Origin of the sequence: Citrobacter sp. RHB36-C18 (genome assembly GCF_013814485.1) — a bacterium.
In the GTDB taxonomy this organism is placed as follows: domain Bacteria; phylum Pseudomonadota; class Gammaproteobacteria; order Enterobacterales; family Enterobacteriaceae; genus Citrobacter; species Citrobacter braakii.
Genome location: NZ_CP057125.1, coordinates 1,351,190 through 1,377,603, shown reverse-complemented (window position 1 = coordinate 1,377,603; position 26,414 = coordinate 1,351,190). Strand labels below are relative to the sequence as shown.

Annotated in this window: 27 protein-coding genes; 3 read left to right on the top strand and 24 right to left on the bottom strand. The window is 53.2% G+C overall.

Annotated elements, in window-relative coordinates; genetic code table 11:
* Positions 1-55: 55 nt before the first annotated feature.
* From cysA to HVZ52_RS06435, 6 genes are all read right to left on the bottom strand, one after another.
* Complete coding sequence (cysA, locus tag HVZ52_RS06460) at positions 56-1,153, bottom strand: sulfate/thiosulfate ABC transporter ATP-binding protein CysA (protein WP_016153931.1); 1,098 nt, start codon at positions 1,151-1,153, stop codon at positions 56-58.
* A complete protein-coding gene (gene cysW / locus HVZ52_RS06455) occupies positions 1,143-2,018 on the bottom strand; it encodes a sulfate/thiosulfate ABC transporter permease CysW (RefSeq protein WP_053388614.1) in 876 nt (291 codons plus the stop codon). The genes cysA and cysW overlap by 11 nt, the downstream gene beginning before the upstream one ends.
* Complete coding sequence (gene cysT / locus HVZ52_RS06450) at positions 2,018-2,851, bottom strand: sulfate/thiosulfate ABC transporter permease CysT (protein WP_003038061.1); 834 nt, start codon at positions 2,849-2,851, stop codon at positions 2,018-2,020. Before cysT ends, cysW begins: the two co-directional genes overlap by 1 nt.
* Positions 2,852-3,868, bottom strand: a complete 1,017-nt coding sequence (locus HVZ52_RS06445; protein ID WP_016153933.1) for a sulfate ABC transporter substrate-binding protein — start codon at positions 3,866-3,868, stop codon at positions 2,852-2,854.
* Positions 3,869-4,024: 156 nt separating this feature from the next.
* Positions 4,025-4,816: an SDR family oxidoreductase UcpA gene (ucpA, locus tag HVZ52_RS06440; RefSeq protein ID WP_016153934.1), complete on the bottom strand. Its 792-nt coding sequence runs from the start codon at positions 4,814-4,816 to the stop codon at positions 4,025-4,027.
* A 174-nt stretch (positions 4,817-4,990) separates the two neighbouring features.
* On the bottom strand, positions 4,991-5,647 hold the full coding sequence (locus HVZ52_RS06435) for an FCD domain-containing protein (protein ID WP_016153935.1): 657 nt from the start codon (positions 5,645-5,647) through the stop codon (positions 4,991-4,993).
* 144 nt (positions 5,648-5,791) lie between these two features.
* On the opposite strand from HVZ52_RS06435, the gene HVZ52_RS06430 reads away from it, so the two are divergent.
* Positions 5,792-7,108, top strand: coding sequence for an anaerobic C4-dicarboxylate transporter family protein (locus HVZ52_RS06430; protein WP_181599012.1), 1,317 nt, complete (start codon positions 5,792-5,794; stop codon positions 7,106-7,108).
* 121 nt (positions 7,109-7,229) lie between these two features.
* Here HVZ52_RS06430 and HVZ52_RS06425 read toward each other — a convergent pair whose 3' ends face one another.
* The 6 genes from HVZ52_RS06425 to HVZ52_RS06400 all read right to left on the bottom strand — a co-directional run bounded on the left by HVZ52_RS06425 (position 7,230) and on the right by HVZ52_RS06400 (position 12,932).
* Entirely contained in the window at positions 7,230-8,546 is a 1,317-nt protein-coding gene (locus tag HVZ52_RS06425; protein WP_016153937.1) for an anaerobic C4-dicarboxylate transporter family protein, read from the bottom strand.
* 62 nt (positions 8,547-8,608) lie between these two features.
* Positions 8,609-9,985 (bottom strand): argininosuccinate lyase, encoded by a 1,377-nt coding sequence (gene argH / locus HVZ52_RS06420; protein WP_019077352.1) that lies wholly within the window; start codon positions 9,983-9,985, stop codon positions 8,609-8,611.
* A 456-nt stretch (positions 9,986-10,441) separates the two neighbouring features.
* Entirely contained in the window at positions 10,442-11,341 is a 900-nt protein-coding gene (gene yfeX, locus HVZ52_RS06415) for a porphyrinogen peroxidase (RefSeq protein WP_047358218.1), read from the bottom strand.
* A 94-nt stretch (positions 11,342-11,435) separates the two neighbouring features.
* Positions 11,436-12,011, bottom strand: coding sequence for an RpoE-regulated lipoprotein (locus HVZ52_RS06410; protein WP_016153940.1), 576 nt, complete (start codon positions 12,009-12,011; stop codon positions 11,436-11,438).
* A 59-nt stretch (positions 12,012-12,070) separates the two neighbouring features.
* Entirely contained in the window at positions 12,071-12,520 is a 450-nt protein-coding gene (locus HVZ52_RS06405) for a DUF2919 domain-containing protein (protein WP_016157098.1), read from the bottom strand.
* Positions 12,507-12,932: a GNAT family acetyltransferase gene (locus HVZ52_RS06400; protein WP_003038048.1), complete on the bottom strand. Its 426-nt coding sequence runs from the start codon at positions 12,930-12,932 to the stop codon at positions 12,507-12,509. Before HVZ52_RS06400 ends, HVZ52_RS06405 begins: the two co-directional genes overlap by 14 nt.
* 211 nt (positions 12,933-13,143) lie before the next feature.
* Between HVZ52_RS06400 and amiA the strand changes: the two genes are divergently transcribed.
* Together amiA and hemF are read left to right on the top strand one after the other, a co-directional pair.
* On the top strand, positions 13,144-14,013 hold the full coding sequence (gene amiA / locus HVZ52_RS06395) for an N-acetylmuramoyl-L-alanine amidase AmiA (protein WP_016153942.1): 870 nt from the start codon (positions 13,144-13,146) through the stop codon (positions 14,011-14,013).
* Positions 14,014-14,015: 2 nt separating this feature from the next.
* On the top strand, positions 14,016-14,915 hold the full coding sequence (gene hemF, locus HVZ52_RS06390) for an oxygen-dependent coproporphyrinogen oxidase (RefSeq protein WP_019077353.1): 900 nt from the start codon (positions 14,016-14,018) through the stop codon (positions 14,913-14,915).
* A 67-nt stretch (positions 14,916-14,982) separates the two neighbouring features.
* Here the strand turns inward: hemF and eutR are convergent, their stop codons facing one another.
* The 12 genes from eutR to eutM all read right to left on the bottom strand — a co-directional run bounded on the left by eutR (position 14,983) and on the right by eutM (position 26,384).
* Entirely contained in the window at positions 14,983-16,035 is a 1,053-nt protein-coding gene (eutR, locus tag HVZ52_RS06385) for an HTH-type transcriptional regulator EutR (RefSeq protein WP_019077354.1), read from the bottom strand.
* A gap of 48 nt (positions 16,036-16,083) precedes the next feature.
* Positions 16,084-16,614 (bottom strand): ethanolamine utilization microcompartment protein EutK, encoded by a 531-nt coding sequence (gene eutK / locus HVZ52_RS06380; RefSeq protein WP_016157100.1) that lies wholly within the window; start codon positions 16,612-16,614, stop codon positions 16,084-16,086.
* Positions 16,615-16,625: 11 nt separating this feature from the next.
* Positions 16,626-17,285 (bottom strand): ethanolamine utilization microcompartment protein EutL, encoded by a 660-nt coding sequence (gene eutL, locus HVZ52_RS06375; protein ID WP_016153946.1) that lies wholly within the window; start codon positions 17,283-17,285, stop codon positions 16,626-16,628.
* Between the two features lie 9 nt (positions 17,286-17,294).
* Positions 17,295-18,191 carry an ethanolamine ammonia-lyase subunit EutC gene (gene eutC / locus HVZ52_RS06370; RefSeq protein WP_016153947.1) on the bottom strand — a complete coding sequence of 299 codons (897 nt, stop codon included), beginning with the start codon at positions 18,189-18,191 and terminating at the stop codon, positions 17,295-17,297.
* A 20-nt stretch (positions 18,192-18,211) separates the two neighbouring features.
* Entirely contained in the window at positions 18,212-19,573 is a 1,362-nt protein-coding gene (gene eutB / locus HVZ52_RS06365; RefSeq protein WP_181599011.1) for an ethanolamine ammonia-lyase subunit alpha, read from the bottom strand.
* Positions 19,574-19,584: 11 nt separating this feature from the next.
* Entirely contained in the window at positions 19,585-20,988 is a 1,404-nt protein-coding gene (gene eutA, locus HVZ52_RS06360) for an ethanolamine ammonia-lyase reactivating factor EutA (protein ID WP_016153949.1), read from the bottom strand.
* Positions 20,985-22,217: an ethanolamine utilization protein EutH gene (gene eutH / locus HVZ52_RS06355; protein WP_016153950.1), complete on the bottom strand. Its 1,233-nt coding sequence runs from the start codon at positions 22,215-22,217 to the stop codon at positions 20,985-20,987. Before eutH ends, eutA begins: the two co-directional genes overlap by 4 nt.
* A 27-nt stretch (positions 22,218-22,244) precedes the next feature.
* Positions 22,245-23,432, bottom strand: a complete 1,188-nt coding sequence (gene eutG, locus HVZ52_RS06350; protein WP_016153951.1) for an ethanolamine utilization ethanol dehydrogenase EutG — start codon at positions 23,430-23,432, stop codon at positions 22,245-22,247.
* The gene (gene eutJ / locus HVZ52_RS06345; protein WP_016153952.1) at positions 23,422-24,261 is read right to left on the bottom strand and encodes an ethanolamine utilization protein EutJ; all 840 of its coding nucleotides are present in this window, start codon (positions 24,259-24,261) and stop codon (positions 23,422-23,424) included. The genes eutG and eutJ overlap by 11 nt, the downstream gene beginning before the upstream one ends.
* Before the next feature lie 12 nt (positions 24,262-24,273).
* Complete coding sequence (locus HVZ52_RS06340) at positions 24,274-25,677, bottom strand: aldehyde dehydrogenase family protein (RefSeq protein WP_016153953.1); 1,404 nt, start codon at positions 25,675-25,677, stop codon at positions 24,274-24,276.
* Positions 25,678-25,688: 11 nt separating this feature from the next.
* Entirely contained in the window at positions 25,689-25,976 is a 288-nt protein-coding gene (eutN, locus tag HVZ52_RS06335; RefSeq protein ID WP_016153954.1) for an ethanolamine utilization microcompartment protein EutN, read from the bottom strand.
* A 114-nt stretch (positions 25,977-26,090) separates the two neighbouring features.
* Positions 26,091-26,384 (bottom strand): ethanolamine utilization microcompartment protein EutM, encoded by a 294-nt coding sequence (eutM, locus tag HVZ52_RS06330; protein WP_003835054.1) that lies wholly within the window; start codon positions 26,382-26,384, stop codon positions 26,091-26,093.
* Between the last annotated feature and the right edge of the window lie 30 nt (positions 26,385-26,414).

The following is a 26,414-nucleotide window of genomic DNA, read 5'->3' as shown; positions in this document are numbered from 1 at the left end:
CCGTTAAGCCCGGTAAGCGCAGCGCCACCGGATGATAACTATACGAATTAACCTATCAGGCACTTTGCGCCAGGGCAAGTTCCTCTTCACGCGTTTCAATACGCTGGTCGCCATTATACAAACGCGCATTTTGCAGCCCAACAAACAGACGTTCGCCGCGGTTCGGGGAATCATCGCCCTGCATAATCACCGTCAGCGGTTCGTTATACCACCCCAAGGGTTGCACAACTAATTGGGTGTAGTGTCCTTTCGGGCTGGCTTCCAGCACCTGCACCGGCAACGGCGAATCCAGACTGGTACGACGGCTGACGTCCACTTCCCACGGACGCAGGAACAGATCCACCGGGCCCTGATAGCCAGGCGTATAGCCCAACGGCCAGCGATGTGCGCCCACGTGGAATTGTCCACCGCGAATCGTCCCTTGCAGGCGGTTAACTTCACCCATAAATTCCAGGACAAAACGGGTAGCCGGTTCGCGCCATACCTGATCGGGCGCATCGGCCTGCTCGATATGACCCTGGCTCATCACCACCACGCGGTCTGCGACTTCCGTCGCTTCTTCCTGATCGTGGGTAACAAACACGCTGGTGAACTTCAGCTCTTCATGCAACTGACGCAGCCAGCGACGCAGTTCTTTACGCACCTGAGCATCGAGCGCGCCAAACGGCTCGTCGAGCAACAAGATCTGCGGCTCTACCGCCAGCGCACGCGCCAACGCCACGCGCTGCTTTTGCCCACCGGAAAGCTGTGCCGGGAAACGGTCCGCCAGATGAGCCAGTTGAACCATCTCCAGCAGTTTGGTCACTTTTGCTTTGATCGTCGCCGCATTCGGGCGCTCACGCCGTGGCAGAACAGTCAGACCAAAAGCGATATTGTCGAAAACGGTCATATGACGAAACAGTGCATAGTGCTGAAACACGAACCCCACCTTACGGTCGCGGGCGTGCAAACGGCTGACATCAGTGCCGTGGAAACGGATATGCCCGCTGGACTGATGCTCCAGCCCGGCGATGATGCGCAGCAGCGTGGTTTTGCCCGATCCGGAAGGCCCCAACAGAGCGACCATCTGACCTGAAGGAATATCCAGCGAGATATCGTTCAGCACCTGGGTGCGACCAAAAGACTTCTTAATATTGGCAATCTCAATGCTCATGATTTTCCTCCTGCTGCGCGCGTTTCTCCTGGTTTTCCAGGCGCCATTGCAACATGCTCTTCAAAAACAGGGTAATAATCGCCATCAGCGTTAATAGCGCCGCGGCGGTAAAGGAGCCGACTGTGTTGTAGTCCTGCTCCAGTAATTCAATCTGTAGCGGCAAAGACAAGGTTTCACCGCGAATCGAGCCAGAAACCACCGATACCGCGCCGAACTCGCCAATCGCACGGGCGTTGGTCAGCACCACACCGTACAGCAATGCCCAACGGATATTCGGCAGCGTAACGCGACGGAACATTTGCCAGCCGGATGCGCCAAGCAGAACCGCCGCCTCATCTTCATGGCTGCCCTGGCTTAACATCACCGGCACCAGTTCGCGCACCACAAACGGACAGGTCACGAACACCGTCACCAGCACCATTCCCGGCCAGGCAAACATAATTTGCAGGTTGTGTTCATCCAGCCATCCGCCAAGCGGGCCGTTAGAGCCGTAAAACAGCAGATAGACCAGCCCGGCGACCACCGGTGAAACGGCAAACGGAATATCCAGTAACGTGAGCAACAACTGGCGTCCAGGGAAGTTAAAGCGGGTCACCAGCCAGGCCAGTAACACGCCAAACACCAGGTTCACCGGCACCGCAATCAGCGCAATCAGCACCGTCAGCCAGATGGCGTGCAGCATGTCCGGATCAGCCAGGTTCTGTAATACCGGCATCAACCCCTTGCTGAACGCCTGCACGAAGATGTAAACCATCGGCACCAGCAAAATAAACGCGGATACCAGCATGCCCGTGCCGATCAGAAACCATTTCCCCCAGTTGATGCGGGGTGCGCCATAACGTTTCAATTGGGTAATGTCTGCCATCAGTGACCTACCACGCGTCGACCAAAGCGACTTTGCAGGGTGTTAATTGAAAACAGCAGCAGCAACGAAGCCCCGAGGATCACAGATGCAATCGCGCTGGCGGCCGGGTAGTCAAACTCCTGCAAACGAACAAAAATCATCAGCGAGGTCACTTCCGTTTTCCATGCGATGTTTCCGGCGATAAAGATAACCGCACCAAACTCACCGAGACTGCGGGTAAACGAGAGCGCAACGCCCGCGACTAGCGCGGGAGACAGCTCCGGCAGTACCACTTTACGAAAGCTCTGCCAGCGCGTAGCGCCGAGCGTTTCCGCCGCTTCTTCATACTCCGGACCTAACTCTTCCAGCACCGGCTGCACGGTACGCACCACGAATGGAATGCTGGTAAAAGCCATCGCCACCGCAATGCCAAGCCAGGTGTAGGTCACTTTAATATCCAGCTTCGCCAGCCACTCGCCGTAGAAACCGTTGACCGAAAACAGCGATGCCAGCGTCAGACCTGCTACCGCCGTAGGCAGCGCAAACGGCAGATCCATCAGCGCATCCAGCAGCGTACGGCCCGGAAAGCGATAGCGGGTTAAGATCCACGCCATCAGCAAACCAAACACGCCGTTAAAAATCGACGCCACAAACGCCGACAGCAGCGTCACTTTATAAGCCGCCACCACCTGCGGGTTGGTAATCACATCCCAGTATTGCGCCCAGCTCATTTGCGCCAATTGCATCACCAGCGCGCTAAGCGGCAGCAGCAAAATCAGGCAGACAAACAGTAAGCTGGTGCCCAAACTTAAGGTAAAGCCGGGCAGCACGCGTCGGGAAGAAACAGCAAACATTTACTTACGCCCCGCCGCCAACAGTTTGTCCAACTCACCGCCGCTGACAAAGTGCGTTTTCATTACCTCAGGCCACGAGCCAAACCTGTCTTCCACGCGGAAAAGTTCGGTCTGCGGGAATTTATCCTGCAGTTTGTCCATCACCTGCGGATTATTCACGCGGTAGTAGAAATCGGTAATGATGGTTTGCGCCTGCGGGCTGTACAGCCAGTTCAGGTACGCTTTTGCCGCTTTTTCAGTACCGTTAGCCTGCACATTTTTATCTACCCAGGCCACCGGGAACTCCGCCAGAATGTTGACCTTCGGCACCACCACTTCGAAGCCCTGATCTTCATACTGTTTACGGATGTTGTTCACTTCTGATTCAAAGGTGATCAGCACATCGCCCAGACCGCGTTCCACGAATGTGGTGGTTGCCCCGCGACCGCCGGTATCAAACACTTCCACGTTTTTCAGAAACTGGGTCATGAACTGTTCAGTTTTGGCTTTATCCCCACCATCCGCTTTATCTGCCGCGCCCCACGCAGCCAGATAGGTATAACGCGCGTTACCGGAGGTTTTCGGATTCGGGAAAATCAGTTTCACGTCCGGGCGAACCAGGTCGTTCCATTCGTGGATATTTTTCGGGTTACCCTTACGCACCAAAAACGCCATGGTGGAATAGAATGGCGAACTGTTATTCGGCAGACGACTTTGCCAGTCGGCCGGGATCAGCTTGCCTTTGTCATGCAGGATCTGCACATCGGTCACCTGGTTATAGGTCACCACATCGGCTTTCAGCCCCTGCAGAATCGCCAGCGCCTGTTTTGATGACCCGGCATGAGATTGTTTAATCGTCAGTTTGTCACCGCCGTTATCCTTCGCCCATTGCTGTTCAAACGGCGGGTTAAGGGCGGCAAACAGCTCGCGAGAGACATCGTATGAACTGTTCAGCAGCTCCGTTGCCTGCGCCTGACCCACCAGCAACAGCATTGCTGCCAGCGTCAGGGTTCTTTTTTTCAGTAAGTTAACGGCCATTGCGCACCCTTATAAATTTAATGACTTTCTTATGGTCATCATATTTATAACCAGTGCTAAAGGAGTAACGGTTTTATATACCGTTTGATGATTTGAAAGTTGAAAAGAGAATAAGGGTACCTCCTCCCCAGCACACGGGGAGGAGACCGGCATCAATCAGACGCCGACGCTAACGCTTTCAGGCAGGGTGCTGCCGCCATCAATCACGTTTTGCGTGCCAGTTAAGTAACTGGACTCATCCGACGCCAGGAATGCCGCCAGTTCACCAACCTCAAGTGGGCAGGCCAAGCGGCGCATCGGGATCGCTTTTGCCATTTCGACTAATACGGATTCAGGATCCTCCGGATTAGACTGACGAGCGATATTTTCCGCCATCGGCGTACGAACGTAGCCCGGGCAAATAGCATTAACGCGAATGCCGGACTGCGCGTATTCCACCGCCAGAGATTTGGTCAAACCAATGATTGCGGCTTTCGACAGCGCGTAGGCCGTTTCGCCCGGATCGGCAACCATATCGCCGGTCACAGATGACATCATCACAATGCGCCCGTCTTTGCGCGCAATCATCTCCGGCAGAACGGCTTTCGTCACGTTCCAGACACCTTTAATGTTGATATCAATGTGGAAATCGCGATCTTCATCGCTCATATCAAGGAAGTTGCCGAGGCGACATACGCCCGCATTGTTGACCAGAATATCGATTTTGCCTTCAATCTTCTTCGCGCGTTTTACCGCTTCCGTGACCGACGCAAAATCTCTGACGTCAGCGTGAACGGCGGTGCAACGGTGCCCGCGCCCAGCCAACTCATCCGCCAGTTTTTCAATCTCATCGGAGATATCCAGCAGGATTAGGTTCGCGCCATGGCGGGCAAATGTTCTGGCGATCCCTTCGCCAATACCCTGAGATGCGCCCGTAATCAATGCTGTTTTGCCCGTGAGTTTTCCCATTTCAATATTCTCCTTTTGAATATGAAGCATTCGCTTCATTCACGCAGAAGATACAGCAATAACAAATAAGTGCTGAGGAATAGCTCACTAAATCAGGTTAATCTCAGGTAAAAAAAATCCCCGGCGTTGCGGGGACCCAACGGTAAACATGCTCTGACCAGATTAACAGAAGACTTACAGCCGTTTTTCCAGCAAATGTGCTCTCATCAACTCCGATGCCATCTGCGCATCCCCTTTTTTAATATGAAGCAGTATTTCCCTCTGTTTTGCCGCCGTATCAAGAAAATACTGACGATCGTTCGCAGGTAACGATTCCCTTGTTTTCTCAAAATAAGTAATGAGGACATCAGAGAAAACCTGCAGCACCCTGTTGCCACTCGCCTGTAGCAAGAGCAAATGAAAATCTCTATCGTGACGATCGGCCACCTGGGGGTTATCCGCATTCTCTTCAATAAGCCTTAGCTCATTTTCAAGTTTGGAGAGCATCGCCGGGAAAATTCTACGCGTTGCCAGAGGGATAATCGCGCATTCAATCAGGATCCTTGCCTCTGTAAATTCTGTGATATCAAACCCAGACAAATCAAACTGCATTAACAACTGGTGATTTATGTTGTGCTGTTCCAAATTCTTCAAGACGCTGCCACGACGAGGAGATCGTTCCAACATTCCCATCTGCACCAGTGTGCTGAGCGCCTGACGAACTTTATATCTTGATGTATTAAAACGAACGGCAAGCTCAGTTTCAGTTTCAATGCGACCATCAGCATTACGGTTAGCATCATCAAGCAGATAATTTTTAATACTTTCAAACAGTTCGTTTTTGTTATCCATAAACACTCTCGGATTAAAGTGCTGCAAAACTGATGAGTATAAATAATCTAATAAGTTAGATTGCTTAATATACTGTTATGGTAAGATTATAGCCCCTATTATTCAAATTATACCAAGCCATTTGTTAATAAAAAGGAATTAATTATGGTGTTATTCGTAACTCAGTTTGCGATAGTACTTATATGTATCGGTATAGGTGGGCGTTTTGGTGGGATTGGCCTGGGGGCTGCTGGCGGGTTAGGACTCGCTATCCTGACTTTTGGTTTTGGACTCCCTCCCGACTCACCTCCTTTCACTGTTATTTCTATTATCCTTGCGGTTATCACTTGCATCACAATCCTCCAGGCGGCTGGCGGGCTTGATTTATTCGTTACGATGGCAGAACGGATCCTCAGAAAGTGGCCGGGCGCGATCACTTTCCTCGGTCCCGCAGTCGCTTACCTTTTTACTGCTATCTGCGGAACAGGATATGTTGCCTTTTCGGTTTATCCAGTCATTGCTGAAATTGCCGCAGATGCCAGGGTACGGCCAGAGAGAGCCATGTCGATGTCAGTAATCGCTGCCAATTTTGGGCTTATTGCCAGCCCGGTCAGTGCGGTCGTTACAGGGACAATTGCTGTCCTTGCTGGATTACATGTCTCTGCTTTAGATATCTTGCTAGTCACCGTTCCCGGAACGTTCCTTGGCTGCGTTGTCGGCTGCCTGTTCGTCTTTAAAAGAGGTCATGAGCTTAAAAATGATCCGGAATTCCAACGCAGGGTTGCTGAAGGTGAGTTTGAATCAGTAAAAGCTGAAGAGCGAACAGCCAATATAGTGACAAAAGAGGCGAAGAGAGGATTGCTGATTTTCCTTACCGGTATCATTCTGGTCGTACTTATGGGTTCAATTCCTGAATTACGTCCTGAGTGGAATAACGGTACCGAAATGGAGCGTATGAGTATCCCTACCACGCTGCAAATAGTTATGCTGACAACAGCATGTATTATTATGATGGTATGTCGAATTTCTCCGTCAAAACTCGATTCAGGTTCTGTTTTTAAAGCTGGTCTTGTGGGTGTTGTCGCCATATTTGGTCTGTCATGGATGATGAACTCCTTTTTTGAGGCATGGCACGAGTTATTTAACACGGCTTTCCACGGTTTTCAGAATCCAGTCTTGTTCGGCATTATTGTTTTTGGTCTTTCAGCCGTAATTTATAGCCCCGCAGCGACTGCTGTAGCGCTACTCCCCGCTGGCGTGTTAATGGGATATCCGGCAGAAACCCTGGTCGCCCTGCTCCCGCTGACTTGTGGATCATTCATTATTCCAGGGGGGGCACAGATTGGCTGTGTGGCGTTTGATCGTACCGGGACAACTCGAATTGGCAAGTATGTGGTTAATCACAGTTACATGCTACCTGGTCTTGTTACCGTTGTAGCATCAACCCTTTTTTGCTTCCTTTTTTCCAAAATGCTGATGTAGTGAGAGAGCAATTTAATTGTGGTAAACCTTTTCTTCATGGCATCCCCCCTGAATGAATTCAGAGAGGATGCCTGGTACTCACTTCTGAATAGCACCACTGCAATTTTCCATAGAATGTACTTTACAGAACAACCTGAGCAATGAGATAAGCAAAAATTACCTGAGAGATAACCATCACAAAGCCCGGACGAATATAGCTATGGTTGACAACAAAGCGTCCAATCTTTGTGGTACCAGTTCGATCAAATGCAACACAGCCGATTTGATTTGCTCCAGGTATAATAAAGTCACCACAGGTACAAGCAAAAATTGCGATAAGAAACGGGGCTGGAATACCTAAGGTAACACCGAGTGGCATGATGGCGGCTACCGTCGCCGCTGGGCTCATAATGACCAGCGAGAACAAGAATACAACCACACCAAATAGCATTGGTGCATCATTGACAATGCCACCAAAAACCTTAATCAGTTCTGGCTGATAGGCATCAAAAAACGTTGCCGTCATCCATGAAACACCGAGTATTGCTACCACTCCCATCAAACCTGCACGGAAGACTGAGCCGCTATTCAAGGTACTACTTGGTACTTTACTGACAATCATAATAAACAAAGCGGCTGTCAACATGACCATCTGAATAACCATTGGGGTTGACAGTCTTTTTCCATCCCAGGAAGGGAGTAACTCAGTAAAAGAACCTAAAATAAGTACCAGTACCACACCAATCGCAAAGATAACGACACCTTTTTTAGCGCCAGCTGAAGCAACAAATTCTTTTTTCTGCTCAGTATGCATGAACTCATATTCGCCAGCAGCAACTCTCCTCTGGAATTCCGGATCATCCTCCAGCTCTTTTCCGCGTTTATAAACTGAAAAGCTGGTAACAATAGCTGCCATAAAGAATGATGGGAGAGCAATCGTCAGTATTTGCCCAAGGCTAATCCCGGCATATTCATGCAGAATAGCCAGCATCCCAGCGGTTGCCGCACTCATCGGACTGGCAGCAACCGCGACACTGGCCGCAATAACCGTTGCGGACAACGCTCGCTCCGGACGGACCTTTGCTTCAGCAGCTACTTCAGCGACAACCGGATACAAAGAGAAAGCAACGTAAGTAGTTCCACAGAATAGCGTAAATATGGAAGTTAATATGGGGGCAACAAAAGTAATTGCCTGTGGTTTTTTACGGAGTAATTTTTCAGCCACGCGCACAAGATAATCAAGCCCACCAGCGGCCTGTAATACGCTGACAGCGCCAATCACACAAATAATAATTAGCATTGCAGTAATAGATGGTGCGGAGGGTTTTAGTCCAAAACCCAGAACTAATATTGCAACACCAAGTCCTCCACCAGCACCCAGCCCCATTCCGCCATAACGCCCGCCTATACCAATACAGGCGAGCACAATAAATAATTGTATAAAAAATAAAGCATCCATTTTTCACCTCAAAGCGTCTCCCGGATATTGCATCCGGGAGATATTAATTACTATGCTCGGGATTAGTTTAAATATGATTTAGCAATTTCGATCTGTTTTTTAACAGCATCAGTCCCTGTGCCACCATAAGACATTCTTGATTTAATACATGCTTCAAGAGATATACTCTCATAAATATCATTTTCGATTTTATCATCAAATGTGTGGAATTCATCCAGAGTAAGCTCTTCCAACATTTTTCTATGTTTTATACAGTAATTAACAGCACTGCCAACAATATGGTGAGCTTCTCTAAAAGGAATGCCTTTACGAACCAGGTAGTCAGCCATATCGGTTGCGTTTGAAAATCCTCTTGCCGCTGCGCTGCGAGTATTATCTGAAAGAATAACCATTTTTTCGAGCATCGGCGCCATAATTTTCAGACTGGTCTGTAAGGTATCCATAGAGTCATAGACCTGCTCTTTATCCTCACTCATATCAGTATTATAGGCCAGAGGGATACCTTTCATAATGGTCAACATCGCCATTAGATTTCCGTACATACGCCCCCCTTTGCCGCGCATTTTTTCAGCCACGTCGGGGTTTTTCTTCTGTGGCATGATGCTGGAACCGGTACAGAAATCATCTGAAAGCTCAATAAATTTAAAATCCTGACTTGAGAATAAAACCAGTTCTTCTGACAAACGGGTAAGATGCATAAAGCACATAGCAGCGGCGGCAGTGAATTCAACCATATGGTCACGATCGCTGACAGAATCAATACTGTTTTCAGTCGGTTTGTCAAAGCCAAGCTCTTTAGCCGTGAAATCACGATCAATGGGGAAAGTAGTACCGGCAAGGGCTGCTGAACCTAAAGGGCATTCCCCCATGCGTTGATAAAGGTCTGCAAAACGAGTCCAGTCACGGCGTAACATCCAATAATATGCCATTATCCAGTGCGACAGCAGAATAGGCTGACCGGTCTGTAAATGAGTATAGCCAGGCATGATCGCATTAATGTTATTTTCAGCTTTGCTGATAATAACTTTTTGTAGATGAACGATATCCTGCTGAATTTCACGAATAGTCGATCTCATGTGCATTTTCGAATCGACAGTCGTCTGGTCATTACGACTGCGGCCGGTATGTAGCTTCCCACCTACAGGACCAATTATTTCTGTCATACGTCTTTCTATCGCCATATGAATATCTTCATCAACGGTATCAAAAACGAATTGCCCTTCCTCAATCTCTTTATTGACCTGCCTTAACCCGCCAATAATCGCATTCGCTTCATCCTGCGTGATAATCCCCTGACGGCCCAGCATAGTGGCGTGAGCAATACTCCCCTGAATATCAAAAGGGCAGAGACGTTGTTCCAGCATAATTGTCGCATTATAAGATTCGACCAGTTTATTTGTAGGCATATCAAAACGCCCACCCCATAATTTTGTAGACATAAAACCTCCAATGACCCTTTGTTGCAAAATGGTTAAATATAAATTCCGTTATTTTTCGGTCATTTTCAGATTACAAGACAGTCATTTTAATTGTCAACAAATGAAGGCATTAAATCAATTTATAGCGAAATTAATTACACTTATTATTTATTTTGTTTTCATAAATTGCATTAAAAAACCTGATCTTCCTCACATTTAAATTGTGATTTAATTCAGATATATTCAGAATTTTTAAAGTAATAAATTGGTATTAATAGTTTATTAATTCTAAATAATTCCATTTAATACCGTTGTCATAACCGAGAAACTGGCAGGTAAATAATAATGAACGTGGGAGGTGATTTTTCAGGATAAGCGTCAACGCGAGTGCATTATCAGCATAGCGGACGTTGGGTGATTCGGGGGAGAGCTATATTGTGCCAGATGGCGGCATCAGCGCCATCTGGCATAAAAAAATTACAGGGCCAGCAAACGATCCAGCGATGGCGCGAAATAATAGCCGCCGGTCACCGGTTTAGTGAAACGCAGCATCGCATCGCGCTTGCCGTCAGTGTCGCCAAACATGCTCAGCAGTTGCTGCTCGATGTTGTGCAAACGGGCGCAATAGGCACAGAAATAGAGGCCGTGCGTACCGCTGGCGGTGCCGTATGGCAGGCTCTGGCGCACAATTTTCAGTCCTTTACCGTCTTCTTTGAGATCGACGCGGCTCAGGTGAGAAGTAACCGGACGGTCATCACCGTCGATCTCTTCGTTGTCTTCCTTGGTACGCCCAATCATCATTTCCTGGTCATGAATGCTCATGCGGTTAAGCTGCTTCAGGTTATGTTCCCAACGCTGCACAAACACATAGCTGCCACCAGCATCCACGCCATCTTTAATAACCGCAACTTCACGGCGCGTTTCAACGCCTGCCGGGTTTTCCGTTCCGTCAACAAAGCCGCTGAGATCGCGCTCTTCAACCCAACGGAAACCGTGGATCTCTTCTTTGACTTCAATACAGTCGCCAAAGGCTTCCATTGCCGCCTGTGCAACGGAGAAATTCACGTCATGACGCAAAGAGAGAATATGAATCAGCACATCATACTGGGTAGCTGGCGCAAGACCTTTACCGTAAGGGATAAAGTCTTTTAACTCTTCTGCGCCAACGCCGCCGCTCAGTGTACGCCAGGTGTTGTTGCCAAAAGCAACAACCGCGCCCAGATGCGCATCCGGGAACTTCGCTTCAAAGGTCGCCAGCTTATCGGCGAAGGTTTTGCTGGCCCCACGCAGGGCCTCAACGTCGCCTTTAACATTGGCTTCAATCCAAATCGCCGCACGGCAATGTTCTGGCAAAATGCCACTCTGAACCTGAGACATTGTTCCTCCTGAAAAAAAAGATGCCACGACATCGTGGCATTGATGGGCGCTATTCTACCTGTTTTTTTAACAAGCCGATTTGTTCAGACGCAAATTAACGCCGCCAGATAATTTTGCTTACTTTCCATGCTTTCAACGTATCGTCAGACGGCATTAAGCCCTCAGGCCCGCTCCACTCACCGGAAAAGACGTAGCTAATATGTTGACTTCCTTCTGCTTTACATTCAACACCCGCGCTGTCATCGCCAGTCGCCTTCTGACAATTACCAAAGGCTTTAGTGTAAAGGTCGCTAAACGGTGTACCGATTTCGACACCCGCAGAAGAGGGAATATCGCTGTCGACTACATCAATACGGCTAATCGTTCCCTGATTGCCATTGATGACCATCGCCAGCTTGTCATCTTTCATCGCTTCATAAAAGCGCACCACATTACCGTTATCGGTCTTCATCCCGCTACGCAGGCGGTAATCACCGTCCAGCGCATCAGCAATGGTTTTTTCATCCAGCGGCGTAGCGCCAGTCAACGCTCCGACGCCCTGCTCAGTGACCTGCGTTGAAGAACCAAACCAGTTCCACGGATTGGCGGCAGACCAGTTCACCGATGACAACGTTGAACACCCGGTCAATAGCAGCGGCATCGCGCATAAAGTCAAACGCAGTGATTTCATTTCACTTCCTTCCTTATTTATCAACGTTGCTTGGAGTCCGGTTTCGCCAAAAAGTGCCGTTATTCTTTCTCGAGGGAAAAACAGGCGCGCAGACGTTGATTAGTTAACAGCCAGATCAGCGCAACGACATCCGCCACCAGCAGCGCCAGCCCGACGCCGTTGACCGGATCGCCTGCCAGCCACATCACCGGCTGCCAGCACAGCAGCACCAGTTGAGCGAGGATCAGTAATCCTCGCAGCCAGCGCCATACCACCGGAAACGCAAAGCGTCGCCCGCTGAGTAAAAATGCCAATACCGCAGGAACGCCGGGAAGCAAACCCAGCCAGAAAGCGTCGTGATCGGGATAAAACAGATTCAGCAGCGTGTTGCCCTGCTCGCGGGAAGAACCGGCAATCACAAACAGAACCCAAGTGCGCGCCTGCAGCAGCAGCACGCACCAGAAGAGAAAAGGCAGGCGCAGACGCCCATGAGCGTCATAGTCGGCCGGATGAAACTCAGTACTCTTCATCTTCGATCAAACGCTTGCCCAGATTGAGTACATCCGCATGTTCATAACCCAGACGTTCATACATACCCTGTACGACGTCATTATCGTCACGCACCATGATTTGAATCTTCGGACAACCGCGGGCAATGAGCTTTTTCTCCAGCCGGTTGAGCAGCGCATTGGCAATGCCGCGACCGCGAAACTCAGGATGTACGCCCAGGTAATAGGCCGAGCCGCGATGCCCGTCATATCCGCCCATCACCGTACCGACCACCTCGCCATTCACTTCAGCGACCAGGAACAAGCTGACGTCATGATTGACTTTACGCTCAATGTCCATTTCAGGGTCGTTCCATGGACGCAGCAAATCACAGCGCTCCCAGAGGGTGATCACCTCTTCGAAATCTTCCTGGCGAAAAACGCGTATTTCCATGGTATTGGTTACCTTTTCAGGACGTTAAAAAGCGATTATGGCGCGAACGGCTGATTTAGCCAATATCTGACGCGAAGCGGCGGAAAAAATGGCATAATATGGAATTGTCACGTATTGAAATGAAAAGTAAAACAATTCTTATCCCGATCCGTCGCAACGGACAACGCGATACGATATAACGTTTAGAACCTTTTTTTACAACTCAGGCCGTATGAGCACTTTTAAACCACTAAAAACACTCACATCGCGCCGCCAGGTGTTGAAAGCCGGGCTGGCCGCCCTAACGCTGTCAGGCATGTCGCAAGCCATCGCTAAAGAAGAAGCGCTTAAGACCAGCAATGGGCACAGCAAACCGAAAGCGAAAAAAGCCGGCGCTAAGCGCGTTGTTGTCCTTGATCCGGGTCACGGAGGGATTGATACCGGCGCAATTGGTCGCAATGGGTCGAAGGAAAAGCACGTGGTACTGGCAATTGCCAAAAACGTGCGCTCGATTCTACGCAACCAGGGGATTGATGCGCGCCTGACGCGCTCCGGCGATACATTTATTCCGCTTTACGATCGCGTCGAGATCGCTCATAAGCATGGCGCTGACCTGTTCATGTCGATTCACGCCGATGGTTTTACCAATCCGAGCGCTGCAGGTGCGTCGGTCTTTGCGTTGTCCAATCGCGGTGCCAGTAGCGCCATGGCGAAGTATCTGTCCGATCGTGAAAACCGGGCCGATGAAGTGGCCGGGAAGAAGACCACCGATAAAGACCATTTGCTGCAGCAGGTGCTGTTCGATCTGGTGCAAACGGATACCATTAAAAACAGCCTGACGTTAGGCTCGCATATTCTCAAGAAGATCAAGCCGGTACATCGTCTTCACAGTCGCAGCACGGAACAAGCCGCCTTCGTGGTGCTAAAATCACCATCAATTCCGTCGGTACTGGTCGAAACCTCGTTCATTACCAACCCGGAAGAAGAACGTCTGCTAGGCACGGCGGCATTTCGCCAGAAAATCGCCACCGCTATCGCCAATGGCATCATCAGCTATTTCCACTGGTTTGATAACCAGAAAGCACACTCGAAGAAACGTTAACCATGAAGCCCGATGCACAGCGCGTAAAACAGTTCCTGCTCAGCCTGCAAGATGATATTTGCCAGCAGTTATCCGCCGTAGACGGCGCCGAGTTTGTTGAGGATAACTGGCAACGTGAAGCAGGCGGTGGCGGGCGCAGCCGGGTGCTGCGTAACGGCGGTATTTTCGAGCAAGCGGGCGTCAACTTCTCCCACGTTCACGGCGAGGCAATGCCGGCCTCGGCTACCGCCCATCGCCCCGAGCTTGCGGGACGCAGCTTTGAGGCCATGGGCGTCTCGCTGGTGGTACATCCGCAGAATCCCTACATTCCGACCAGTCATGCCAACGTGCGATTTTTTATCGCGGAAAAACCGGGCACTGACCCGGTCTGGTGGTTTGGCGGCGGCTTTGACTTAACGCCCTACTACGGCTTTGATGAGGATGCGGTTCACTGGCACCGCACGGCGCGAGATCTGTGCCAGCCGTTCGGCGAAGACGTTTATCCCCGTTACAAGAAGTGGTGCGATGACTACTTCTTCCTCAAGCATCGCAACGAACAGCGCGGCATTGGCGGGCTGTTTTTCGATGATTTGAATACGCCGGATTTCGACCACGGCTTCGCCTTTATGCAGGCGGTAGGTCAAGGCTATACCGAAGCGTATCTGCCCATCGTTGAGCGCCGCAAAGCAATGAGCTGGGGCGAACGTGAACGCAATTTTCAGCTTTACCGTCGCGGACGCTATGTGGAATTTAACCTGGTGTGGGATCGCGGCACGTTATTCGGTCTGCAGACCGGCGGCCGTACGGAATCGATTCTGATGTCGATGCCGCCGCTGGTGCGCTGGGAGTATGACTGGCAGCCGGAAGCGAACAGCCCGGAAGCCGCCCTTAGCGAGTTTATTCAGGTTCGCGACTGGGTGTAACCCCAGACAATACCAGCCCCCAGGCCGGATAAAACGCATTTGCGTCGCATCCGGCACATTCATCGCATCATGCCCACTGGCGCATGCGCTGATGCAGCGTCAATGAAGGTTTTTCCGCAAACAGCTGCTGGTAGTCGGTGGCAAACTGCCCTAAATGCCAGAATCCCCACTGCATGGCGGCGTCTTTCACCGTCGTACTCTGCGACCACGGGCTTATCAGCTCCCGACGTACGGCGTTCAGGCGAATCCGTTTTAACCAGGCATTCGGACCGATACCAAGGATCGCGTGAAAGGCGTTTTGCAACGTCCGACGGCTGACGTGCAGTTGATTACACAGATCGAGCACGGTCAGCGGTTCTGACATATTTTCCAGCACATATTCGCGCGCACGCGATAGCAAGCGACGATAGCTCTGATGGCTGATGCTCTCAGCCGTGATAATCGGCTGCGCTTCTTCCAGCATAGTGCCCATCGCCAGCAGCAGGTTATCGCCCAGCACTTTGCGTACCGCAGGTTGATGGAGGTTTTCCGGATTTTCGCTAAACGTCGCCAGCGCCTGCTGCACAAAGCCCCATAACGCGGCTTTGTGTTGTTCTTTAACTTCCAGCGCCGACTGGTTGCGCAGCATATGCAGCACTCTTTCCGGGTTATGCAGGAAGTTGGCCTGACGGGCAATCGCCTCTTCCGAAATGACGACACCCAGAATGGTGTAATCATCCGGCGTACTCAGTTCAAACTCTGTCCCGCCAGGGCGGGTGGCAATTTCAGCGTTCCCCAGACACTGGGTGCCAATAAATCCCTGTTCGCCGCGCGTGGCCGGAATACCAAACCAGAAAGAGTTCGGCCAGACAAGACACGACTGACGTAACGCCAGTCCGGTGTATTCACGGAACACCTGAATATCGTCGAGCAGGATTTCCGTGAACTCGCCATGAAATTTTCCCGGATGCAACTGGTCGTAGATCTGCTGCCATGCGGTAATCGTCAGCGCATGCTCATACACATCCGTTGTTCGCCGCTGGTGAACGTTGTCCACCTCCACTTTCGGCGTAAGTTTAACGTCTTCGGGTAATGCTTCATGATAAAGATGGTGCAGGTTTGCAGTACGGTTCTTTTTCATGATCTTTTAAGCCGGAAGCTTCAACGAAGCCCCCGGCCCTCCGACAGGTTAATTTTTTAAGCGATAGCGACTACTGCGTTTACGCAACGCTCCGTCAGAAAAGAGCTGTTCCAGCGCCTTTCTGGCTTCATCAAGTGACCAGCCAAAGTGGGCAGCCACTTCCCCTGCCGTCATTCCTTGACGGACCGATGCCAACAGCGTCAGAAGTTGATCAGAGGATTCAGGCGTCAACGGGGCGTCCTGCGTCTTCTGCGTTTTTACATCTGTTTTCACTTCTGGCTTCTGTTCTGGTTTCTTCGGCTGGCGCTTAAAACCGCCGATCAGCCACTGGGTATCATCGTCCGGTCGGCCGATTTCCTTACGGCTGATAACACGGCCTGTACGCGCAGCAGCGGCGCTACCGGCATCCAGCGCTGCGCGGCACGCCGCCAGATCGCCTTCCACCACCAGCGTCAACCGGCCAGGATCGAGCACTTCGTGGCTAAGCAGGCGCACGTTCGCGGCTTTCAGCATGGCATCCGCCGCATCCACGGCAGCGACCATGCCATCCACTTCCAGTAATCCCAGTGCATTGATCATCACAACCTCTCTTACGCGCGCTGGATTGGGTTACGGGCAATATCCAGAACGGCATCGGCAAAGGCGTTACATGCAGCTTTACAAGCGGCCTGGCTACCGGTCATAAACGCAGCCGAATAGTTGGTTTCTGACGGCGGCGGAACGTAGGTCACCAGTTGTACATCAGCCGATTTCAGCGCAGCATCAATACCAAATGTCGCTTCCAGCGGCGGCGCCACCAGATACGCCATCGGATCGCCAAGCCGGCATCCTGCGGTCGCCGAGAGATACGAGCCGGTACGCGAAACCACATGCGCCAGGAAGGCGGTATCTTCTGCGTCATTCGCCCACTGAAACGCCGCGCCGCTTTCAATATTGGCTACCATCGCGTCCAGACCTGCGCGAACTTCTGCCGGGTTGGGTCCACCGAGCATAATCAGCACTTCACCCGAAGTTGGAGAGGGACTGTGCGCCGCGCCGGCATACAGCGAGCGGCCATAAACCACTTCCACCATTGCCTGTTTTGTCGCTTCGTCTGCGGCAATATACGCCACGTCATCAGAATCTGCTGTGATGAGTCCGAGGCTACGTATATGTGGCGGTAATTTAAGTTCACGGGCAAAACCGTCATTTACCGAGGCAATCACGCGCATTGCGGTGACTGAAGGTCTAATCAAATCTAATGCTGGCATGATGCCTCCTTAACGGGTCATATTGATGCCGGATGCTTTTTGCTCCAGCATGCGCTTGGCCAAATCCACAATGACCGCCGCCGCTTCAACCGGTGGCGTACCGCCCTGGTGAATGTTCGAGATACAGGTACGGTCAGCTTCAACGGTCGTCGCCACACGCGGCGAATAGACGGCGTAGCAAGAAAGGCTTTCCGACTGGCCCAGGCCCGGACGTTCCCCAACCAGCAGGATCACCGCTTTCGCGCCCAGCAGTTCGCCGATCTGATCTTCGATTTTCACGCGACCATAGCGAACAAAGAACGGCGTCCCAACCTTCAATCCGGCCTGTTTTAAGCCAGACAACAGCGGCGGCAGGATCTCTTCGTAGTTAGCGGTGATAGCGTCCGTAGACAGGCCATCAGAGATAATCACCTGCACATCTGGGTTCATTACACACTGTGATTTCAGCGCTTCAATGGCTTCCGCACTCAGACGACGCCCCAGATCCGGACGCGTCAGATACAGGTTTTTGTCACTGATTTCCGAGCGCACTTCCAGCAGCCCCTGGGCTTTTACCCACTCTTCCGGCACTTCTTTCAATACCGTATCTTTCGAACGCGAGTGGTCGGCCAGGAAGCGCAGCAGCGCCTGGGTACGCGGACGTGGACCGGCTCGACCGGTACATACACGCGCCGCAGTGCTGCGACGCAGTTCAGTCAACACCTCTGCGCGGTGCGGATTCTCAACGCCAATCCACGCTTTAGCCTCGGCTGAGCCTAAATCCATCGCACAGCTTTCACCGGTCGGCGCGGCACACTGGGTGGTGCTGCATTGCGCTTGTACTGCCGGCGCTTGAGCCTGCGGCTGCGACTCACCCATTGACGCCATCACGCTGCGTACAATTTCTTCAATCTGTTTTTGATCCATCGTGTGTCATCCCCGCGTCATCAGAAGAACAGTGACGGATCGCCCGCCCGTTTGGTCAGGCGACCGTTTGCCATAATGCCCATGGTTTCCAGCCAGCGTTCAAACTCCGGCGACGGACGCAGGTTCAGCAACTGGCGCACGGTCGCGGTGTCGTGGAAGGCGGTGGTCTGATAGTTGAGCATGATGTCGTCACCGAGCGGCATGCCCATGATGTAGTTGCAGCCAGCGGTGGCGAGCAGAATCATCAGGTTTTCGTTGAGGTTCTGGTCAGCATCAGCATGGTTGGTATAGCAGCAGTCGCAGCCCATTGAGATGCCGCTCAGCTTGCCCATAAAGTGATCTTCCAGACCCGCGCGAATAATCTGACGGTCGTTGTAGAGATACTCCGGCCCGATAAAGCCGACAACGGTGTTCACCAGGAACGGATCGTAGTGACGCGCCAGACCGTAGTTACGTGCTTCCATCGTCACCTGATCGGCGCCGAAGTTAGCGCCAGCAGAAAGCGCAGACCCTTGTCCGGTTTCGAAGTACAGGCAGTTTTCCCCGGCGATACGGTTAAACTCAGCGCCCACTGCACGCGCTTCATCCAGCATGGCCAGCTCAACGCCAAACTCTTTTAAGCCTTTCTCGCTGCCGCAGATACTCTGGAAAATCAGCCCACCCGGCGCGCCGCGACGAATGGCTTCGATCTGGGTAGTAACGTGCGCCAGGACGCAGCCCTGGGTCGGGATATTGAATTTGTCGATGACGCCGTACACGGTATCAAGTACGCGGCTTAAGTTTTCCACGTCATCGGTTACCGGGTTAACGCCAATCACCGCATCGCCCGCCCCGAAGGACAGCCCTTCGTAGATTTGTGCCGCAATACTCTGCACGTCATCACGGGTGTCGTTCGGCTGTAAACGACAGCTGAAGGTGCCCGGCAGACCAATGGTGGTGTTGGCCTTTTTGATCACCGGCATTTTCTTACCGCCGTAGATCAGGTCCGCGTTAGAGCAGATTTTTGCAACCGCTGCGACCACTTCCGACGTTAATCCTTTGCGCGTAAACGCAATGTCATCAACGGAGATTTCATCGCTCAGCACGTACTCGCGCAGCTCGCTGATACTCCAGTTTTTGATGCGGTTATAGGCCGTTTCGTTGACGTCGTCCTGAATGAGACGCGTCACGCAGTCCTCTTCATAGGAAATCACCGGGTTGTTGCGGATATCCGCTACCGTCATTTCCGACAGCACCTGTTTGGCCGCCACTCGCTCTTGCGAACTGGTTGCAGCTACCCCTGCCAGCACATCCCCCGAACGCAGTTCGTTGGCTTTTGCCAGCACCTCTTTAACATCCTTAAACTGATAAACATTGCCGAACAATGTGGTCTTTAGTTTCATAAGTCGTTCCCTCAGGAAGGAAATGCGAGTGATTTCACCGTCACCGGCACAACCGATCCGCCAAAAAGAGGCGTACCAATGTCGATATAGTCCCCCGCCCGGACAACCACCTCATCGATGACTGCCAGCGGGTGTTGCTGTAACTGTGGGCGTAACAGCATGCCCAGGGCTTTACCAAAATCCTGCTCGGCTACCACCAGCAGGGGATGCGGATTCGGATGGCGCGCGACAAAGGCCAGTAGCGCATCAATAACCGTTAACAGCGCGGCGTAGCGCACCGGCAGTGAACCGGGCAGCGCCAGCACGTAAGCGTCTGTTTGCGGGTCCAGATCGAGCTGCATCAGCGCTTGTTGCCAGGCGGCCACCAAATCAGCCTCATCAACCGGAATCGCCACCGGCAGATTGCGCAGCGGAAGCGCCACACCTTCCAGCCAGATGGTGCTGCCCGAAAGCGACAGCGTATGCGCACCGGCGCCAATCACCGTGGCGCGCACGGTTTGCGCCGGGAACTGCACGTTCATCTCACGCAGGCGCGGATGTTCATGCAGCGCCGTCGCTAGCAGCGGCCCAATATCGGAAAAACAGAATGGATCGGCAGGCTGGTTGCGGTAGCACTCGCCCACCCCGCCGGACAACGTAATCACTTCCGGCTTCACGCCCGTCGGCAACAGACCGGTTTGCATCAGCGCCTGCGCCAGCGGTGACAGCGTGCCGTCAATCACCTCAACGATCAGCGCCGCCATCCGTCGAGCCACCTGAACAAGCTGCGCCGCATTGAGGGTCCGGGCGTCGGTGCCAGGGCCAAATACGTCATCAACAATCATCTGTCCTGGCTGATGCGCATGCACCACCCGCCCCTGACCGTCCGTTTCCAGCAGCCGTCCGCCGACGTTCAGGCAGGCCGAACCGCTGACTTTTCCGGCATCGAACAGGACGTAGTTCGACGTCCCGCCACCGATGTCGATATTCAGTACGCGGCACAACTTCTGCTCTGACAGGGTTTGAGCCCCTGCGCCGTGACCGGCAATCACTGATTCCAGATGCGGACCGGCGCTGGCAACCACGAAGTCCCCCAGCGACTGAGAGAGCGTCATCACCGCAGGTCGCGCGTTGCGGGTTTTGGCACTTTCTCCGGTAATGATGATCGCGCCGGAATCGACGGTCTCAGGCGCAATCCCCGCCGCCTGATACTGGGCGAGGATCAGCGCCTTAAGTTCGGCCTCTTTCAGCCCGCCCTGCTTATCAACGGGGGTAAAGAACACCGGGCTTTGCCAGCTAATTTCGCGTTTGATGAATTCGTAACGCGGCACCTGCGACACTGCCGCACGGTTGACCAGCTCAAGGCGCGAGAAGATGACCTGAGTGGTGGTGGTGCCGATATCGATACCGACGCTGAGTAGCTGGCGAGTATTCACGATTGCGCCTCCGGGTTGGTTTCTGCTGGTGCCGGAACATCTTCGTCTTTCGGTACCAACAGCATAGCCACACCAATCGCCGTCACGCCGCCAATCAGCTTGCCGACAATCATTGGGAAGATCATCGCGTTCATGTTGGCCGCGGCGAAACCTAAGTGGTCACCCAGAGCGAAGGCTGCGGAGACCGCAAAAGCGCAGTTGATCACTTTGCCGCGGGTATCCATATTCTTCATCATGCCGAACATTGGGATGTTGTTCGCCAGCGTCGCCACCATGCCCGCAGCCGCAATATTATTGATTTTTAACAGGTTACCAACGCTCATCAGCGGCTTTTCAAACCAGCGGGTCAGCAGCAGTACCATTGGGTACGCCCCCAGCAGCACGCAGGAGATAGAACCGATAACTTCGATGGCGCGCATCACTTCACCCGGCTTGTCACCCGGTGCCATGAAGATAGGATCAAGACCCGGAATCAGTTCCCAGCCGAGCAGGAATTTGATTACCGCTGCCGCCAGACCGATGGTGATCAGCGCCACCAGGAATTTCGCGAAGATCTGGAAGCCGTTGATCATTTTTTCCGGGATGAATTTCAGTCCCAGCGCCACCAGCACGGCAACGATCAGCACCGGGATCATGTTCATCAGGATCAGCGCGAAGGTGAACTCCACCGGCTGCCCGTTGATTTCGACACCGGAGTACATCGCGATCAAACCACCCGCAATACAGCCAATCGGAATGGTGACGATCCCAGCCAGCACGCCCAGCGCCAGATAACGACGGTCAGACGGCTCAATAATCCCCAGCGCAACCGGAATAGAGAAGACCAGCGTCGGCCCCATCATCGCCCCGAGGATCAGGCCAGAGTACAGCCACGCCGCAACGTCGCCGCCCGCCAGTTCTTTCGCTAGGAAGAAGCCGCCCATATCGCACGCCAGCAGCGTTCCGGCAAACATCGACGGGTTCGCGCCCAACATTTCGTACAGTGGAATAATCACCGGCCCGAGCACATGCGCCAGTACCGGTGCCAGCGCGGTCATACCAACCATCGCCAGACCCAGCGCGCCCATCGCCATAAAACCTTCTTCAAACTGGCCGCCCGATCCCTCAATACTCTTACCGAACTTACCGAGGAAGCGTGCCGAACCGCCGAACTGCGACAGGATCCTGTCCACGGCGGCAATCAGCATAAAGAACATCATGATGTACATGATGATTTCGTTAATTCCCATAACCTTCACTCCCTGTCATATGTGTATTTATTGTGCCGCCGCATACAACGCGATAATGTCGGCCTGCGTGGCGGTGCGTGGGTTACTGCGAATACAAATATCCTCCAGCGCGGCGTGAGCCCATGCGCTGTAATGCTCGGGCTTTGCCCCAACGTCAGAGAGTCGTTTGGTCTGGCCCACTTCGCTAATCAGCTCGCTGACGGCGTTGATGGCATCGCGATCGTCCGACTTCTTGTTGGTTAACGCCCGTCCGATATGGCTGAAACGCTCACGACACACCATGCGGTTGAAACCCATTACTGTGGGCAGCAGCATGGCGTTAGCCTGTCCATGTGGGATGTGCAGTGTCGCACCCGGCTGGTGCGCCATCGCGTGACACAGGCCCAGCCCCGCGCTGGAAAACGCCATCCCGGCCATACAGGAAGCCAGTAGCATGCTTTCTCGCGCCGCCAGATCCTGACCATAGCCAACGGCCTTCGGCAGCGATTTACCTATCATCGCAATCGCGCCAATCGCCAGACTGTCGGTAAACGGCGTCGCGTTCAGAGCGCTATACGCTTCAACAGCGTGCGTCAGCGCATCGATCCCGGTCATCGCCGTTACGTGTGCGGGCACACCTTCCGTCAGCGCGGCGTCAAGAATCGCCACATCCGGCATCAGGGTTGCGTGGGCCAGCACTTTTTTAAGCCCGGTCGCAGCGTCGATAATCACCGTGACATTAGTGGTTTCTGAACCCGTTCCGGCGGTAGTCGGTACGGCAATCAGCGGCAGACGCGGGCGTAACGCGCTGCTCTCATCCATGTCTGCCAGCGTCTGGGTGGGATTGGTCACCAGCAACGCCACGGCTTTTGCGGCATCCAATACGGAACCGCCACCAAAGGCCACTACGCCATCGCACTTCGATTCACGCAGTTGCGCGACCGCCGCGCAGACGTCCGTAATGCACGGTTCGCCCACCGGACATGGCCACAGCGTCATCGCCACGCCTTTCATCGCCAGGCTGCGTTCCAGTGCAGCGGTCATCCCCGCCTGGTGCAGGAAACTGTCGACCATGACGAACATATGCGTCAGGCCGCGCGTTTGTGCTTCCTGTCCGCAGGTACTGAGCGCTCCCAGTCCACACAACGTAACCGGTGGAACGCTAAACGTTTTTACGCGTTGCAGATTCAGGGTATCGAATGCCTGAAAGAGCGCGGTCTGCAATTCAGCTTGCATAGATTCCTTCCGCTTTTTCTTTTCCGCTATTTGCAATCGCCAGCGGGGTCATAAACAGGCTGTGCTGGGGTAAATGCACCTGCAGTTCCGGGAAACGCTTACGAAACAGTTCATCAACGCCCGGCTGCATACAGGAACCACCGGCCAGCCATAAATCTGCCACGCCCTGTCCGGCAATATGGTGAGCCACAATTTCCGCCATTTTTTCGTAGACCGGCTTAACCACCGGCCAAATTTCTTTACCGTTGCTGCGTTTGTACTGCTCCGCCTCTTCCAACTGGATGCGACGGTTCCCGGCAAGCGTCAGAGAAATGTGGTGTCCGCCGGTCGCTTCATCGGCGGAGTAAGTCACCTTGCCTCGCTTCACAATCGCAATCCCGGTGGTACCGCCACCGATATCCACCACGCCAGCGTTATCAAGCTGCAACAGGTCTGCCACCGCGGTCGGTTCGTCGAGCACATGACTGACTTCAAGCCCGGCAGATTCCAGCACGTTGATCGATATCCGTGGGTCAGTTCCCGGTGGAAACGAGGTTGCCGCGTGGGTAAAGCGGCAACCCAACTGTTGTTCGAGCGTATCGAGATGGCGACGAACGATGGTCACCGCACCGAAGAAATCCCAGACGATGCCATCGCGCACGACGTCGGCCCAGTCCAGGCAAACCGCAACCGGCTGTCCGTCACTGTCGACAACCATCGACACCACATCACACGTCCCCAAATCCACGCCCAGCCACAGCGGTGAATCGCTCTTTACGGGCGTCTGGTTACATAGCGTTGCCGCTTTTAGCAATCTGGGTGTCAGCCAACGTTGTTCGTCGTGCGCCATGTCGTTCACTCCTTATACAATTCTGAAGGCGTCCACCAACACACAGCGACGCAGACGCACAAACGTGCGTGCGCTGGTCACCCCTTCCCCGGTTGGCGTGGTAATGGTCATCGTGGTCCAGCCTTCGCCGCCGAGTCCAAGACCGGCAATACACGGTCCGTTCTTAACGAAAATGCTGGTATCAATGGCGTTTGCCATGCGGTTCATGTTGTCGATATTGCGCGAGTGCATCGCCGCCGTATGGTGACAGCCGCCTTCAAGCTTGACCGCCAGTTCAATGGCCTCATCGACGTTGGCGACCCGCACGACCGGCAGAACCGGCATCATCAGTTCGGTTACGGCAAACGGGTGAGTCGCAGAGGTTTCGACGAACAACAGCCGGGTTTGCTCCGGTACGTTCAGACCAATCGCCGCAGCGATTTTTCCTGCGTCGCGGCCAACCCAGTCACGACTGACCGTGCCTTTACCGCGTTCATCGACATTTTTCAGCAGCACCGGTTGCAGCTGTTCGGCCTGAGCCGTGGTCAGCTTGACTGCATGCTGGCTTTCCATCAGACGCATCAGCTCATCAGCGACGCTATCGACCACGATCAGCACTTTTTCGTCGGCGCAGATAATGTTGTTGTCAAACGAAGCGCCTTTGACGATCGACTGGGCTGCGCGTGCCAGATCAGCCGTTTCATCAACCACCACCGGCGGATTTCCCGCACCGGCGGCAATCAGACGTTTGTTGGTGTGCTTACGCGCGGCATCCACTACGGCTTCACCGCCGGTCACCACCAGCAGGCCGATGCCTGGGTACTTAAACAGACGCTGGGCGGTTTCGATATCCGGATTGGCCACGGTAACCAGCAGGTTTGCCGGTCCGCCTGCAGCAACTACCGCCTGGTTAAGCAGAGTGATAGCGCGCTGAGACACGCCCTTGGCAGCCGGATGCGGTGCGAAGACCACGCTGTTGCCAGCCGCAATCAGGCTGATGGCGTTGTTAATAACGGTCGCAGCCGGGTTGGTGGACGGTGTCACCGAGGCCACCACGCCCCACGGCGCGTTTTCAATCAGCGTCAGGCCGTTATCACCGGTCAGAACCTGTGGAGACAGGCATTCCACGCCCGGCGTGGCGCGTGCCTGCGCCACATTTTTGGCAAATTTATCTTCAACGCGCCCCATGCCGGTTTCTGTGACGGCAAGTTCCGCTAATTCTCGGGCATGTTTTTCGCCCGCCTCACGTAGAGCCGTGATAGCCAGTTGGCGCATGGCAACGCTTTTCAGCCCTTGCTGGGCCAGTTTTGCTGCCGCCACTGCGTCATCCAGGGAGGCAAAAACGCCCATTTCTTGAACGGCACTGACGGGTTGGCTGCTGTCTTTCATTTTCAGCAGTACCGCTTTCACGACCTGTTCAATATCCTGTTGATTCATGATTTTCTGCCTTATTTATGGAAGATCACCTGACCACCTGCCACCACTTCATCAACAATGCCAATCACGCACAGATCGACAGGTGATGATTCGTTACGGTGCGCCTGACGGGCTGAGCTTCCGCTGACCAGCAGCACCCACTCTCCGGTTCCCGCCCCAATGCTGTCGATAGCAACAGCACATTGCCCGTCGGGATTTCCGCAGGCATCAATCATTTCCACCATCAGCAACTTGTCGTGCGCGAGCCCCTGATGGCGTACGGTACAAACAATTTGTCCTGTGACGATTGCCAGTTTCATACGCGCCTCCGTGGCATATTTCAGGTAAAACCTCCCCCTACCCTCCGCAGAAGGTAATGTGAAAAGGAGAGAGGGTGACGCCAGCAATGAAGTCTGTGGCGTCACATGGACGACTTACATGTCGTTGCTGTCGCCTTTAAAGCTGATCGGGAACACTTCTTCCAGATCGCCATGCGGACGCGGGATTACGTGTACGGAAACCAGCTCACCAATACGCTGTGCAGCAGCAGCACCAGCATCCGTTGCGGCTTTACATGCCGCTACGTCGCCACGGACCATTGCAGTAACCAGACCGCCGCCGATCTGCTTCACGCCGACCAGTTTCACGCGTGCCGCTTTAACCATTGCGTCAGAAGCCTCAATCAGTGCAACCAGGCCCCGGGTTTCAATCATTCCTAATGCTTCCATTGTGTTTTCCTCTCATTAAGGGGTCCAGAA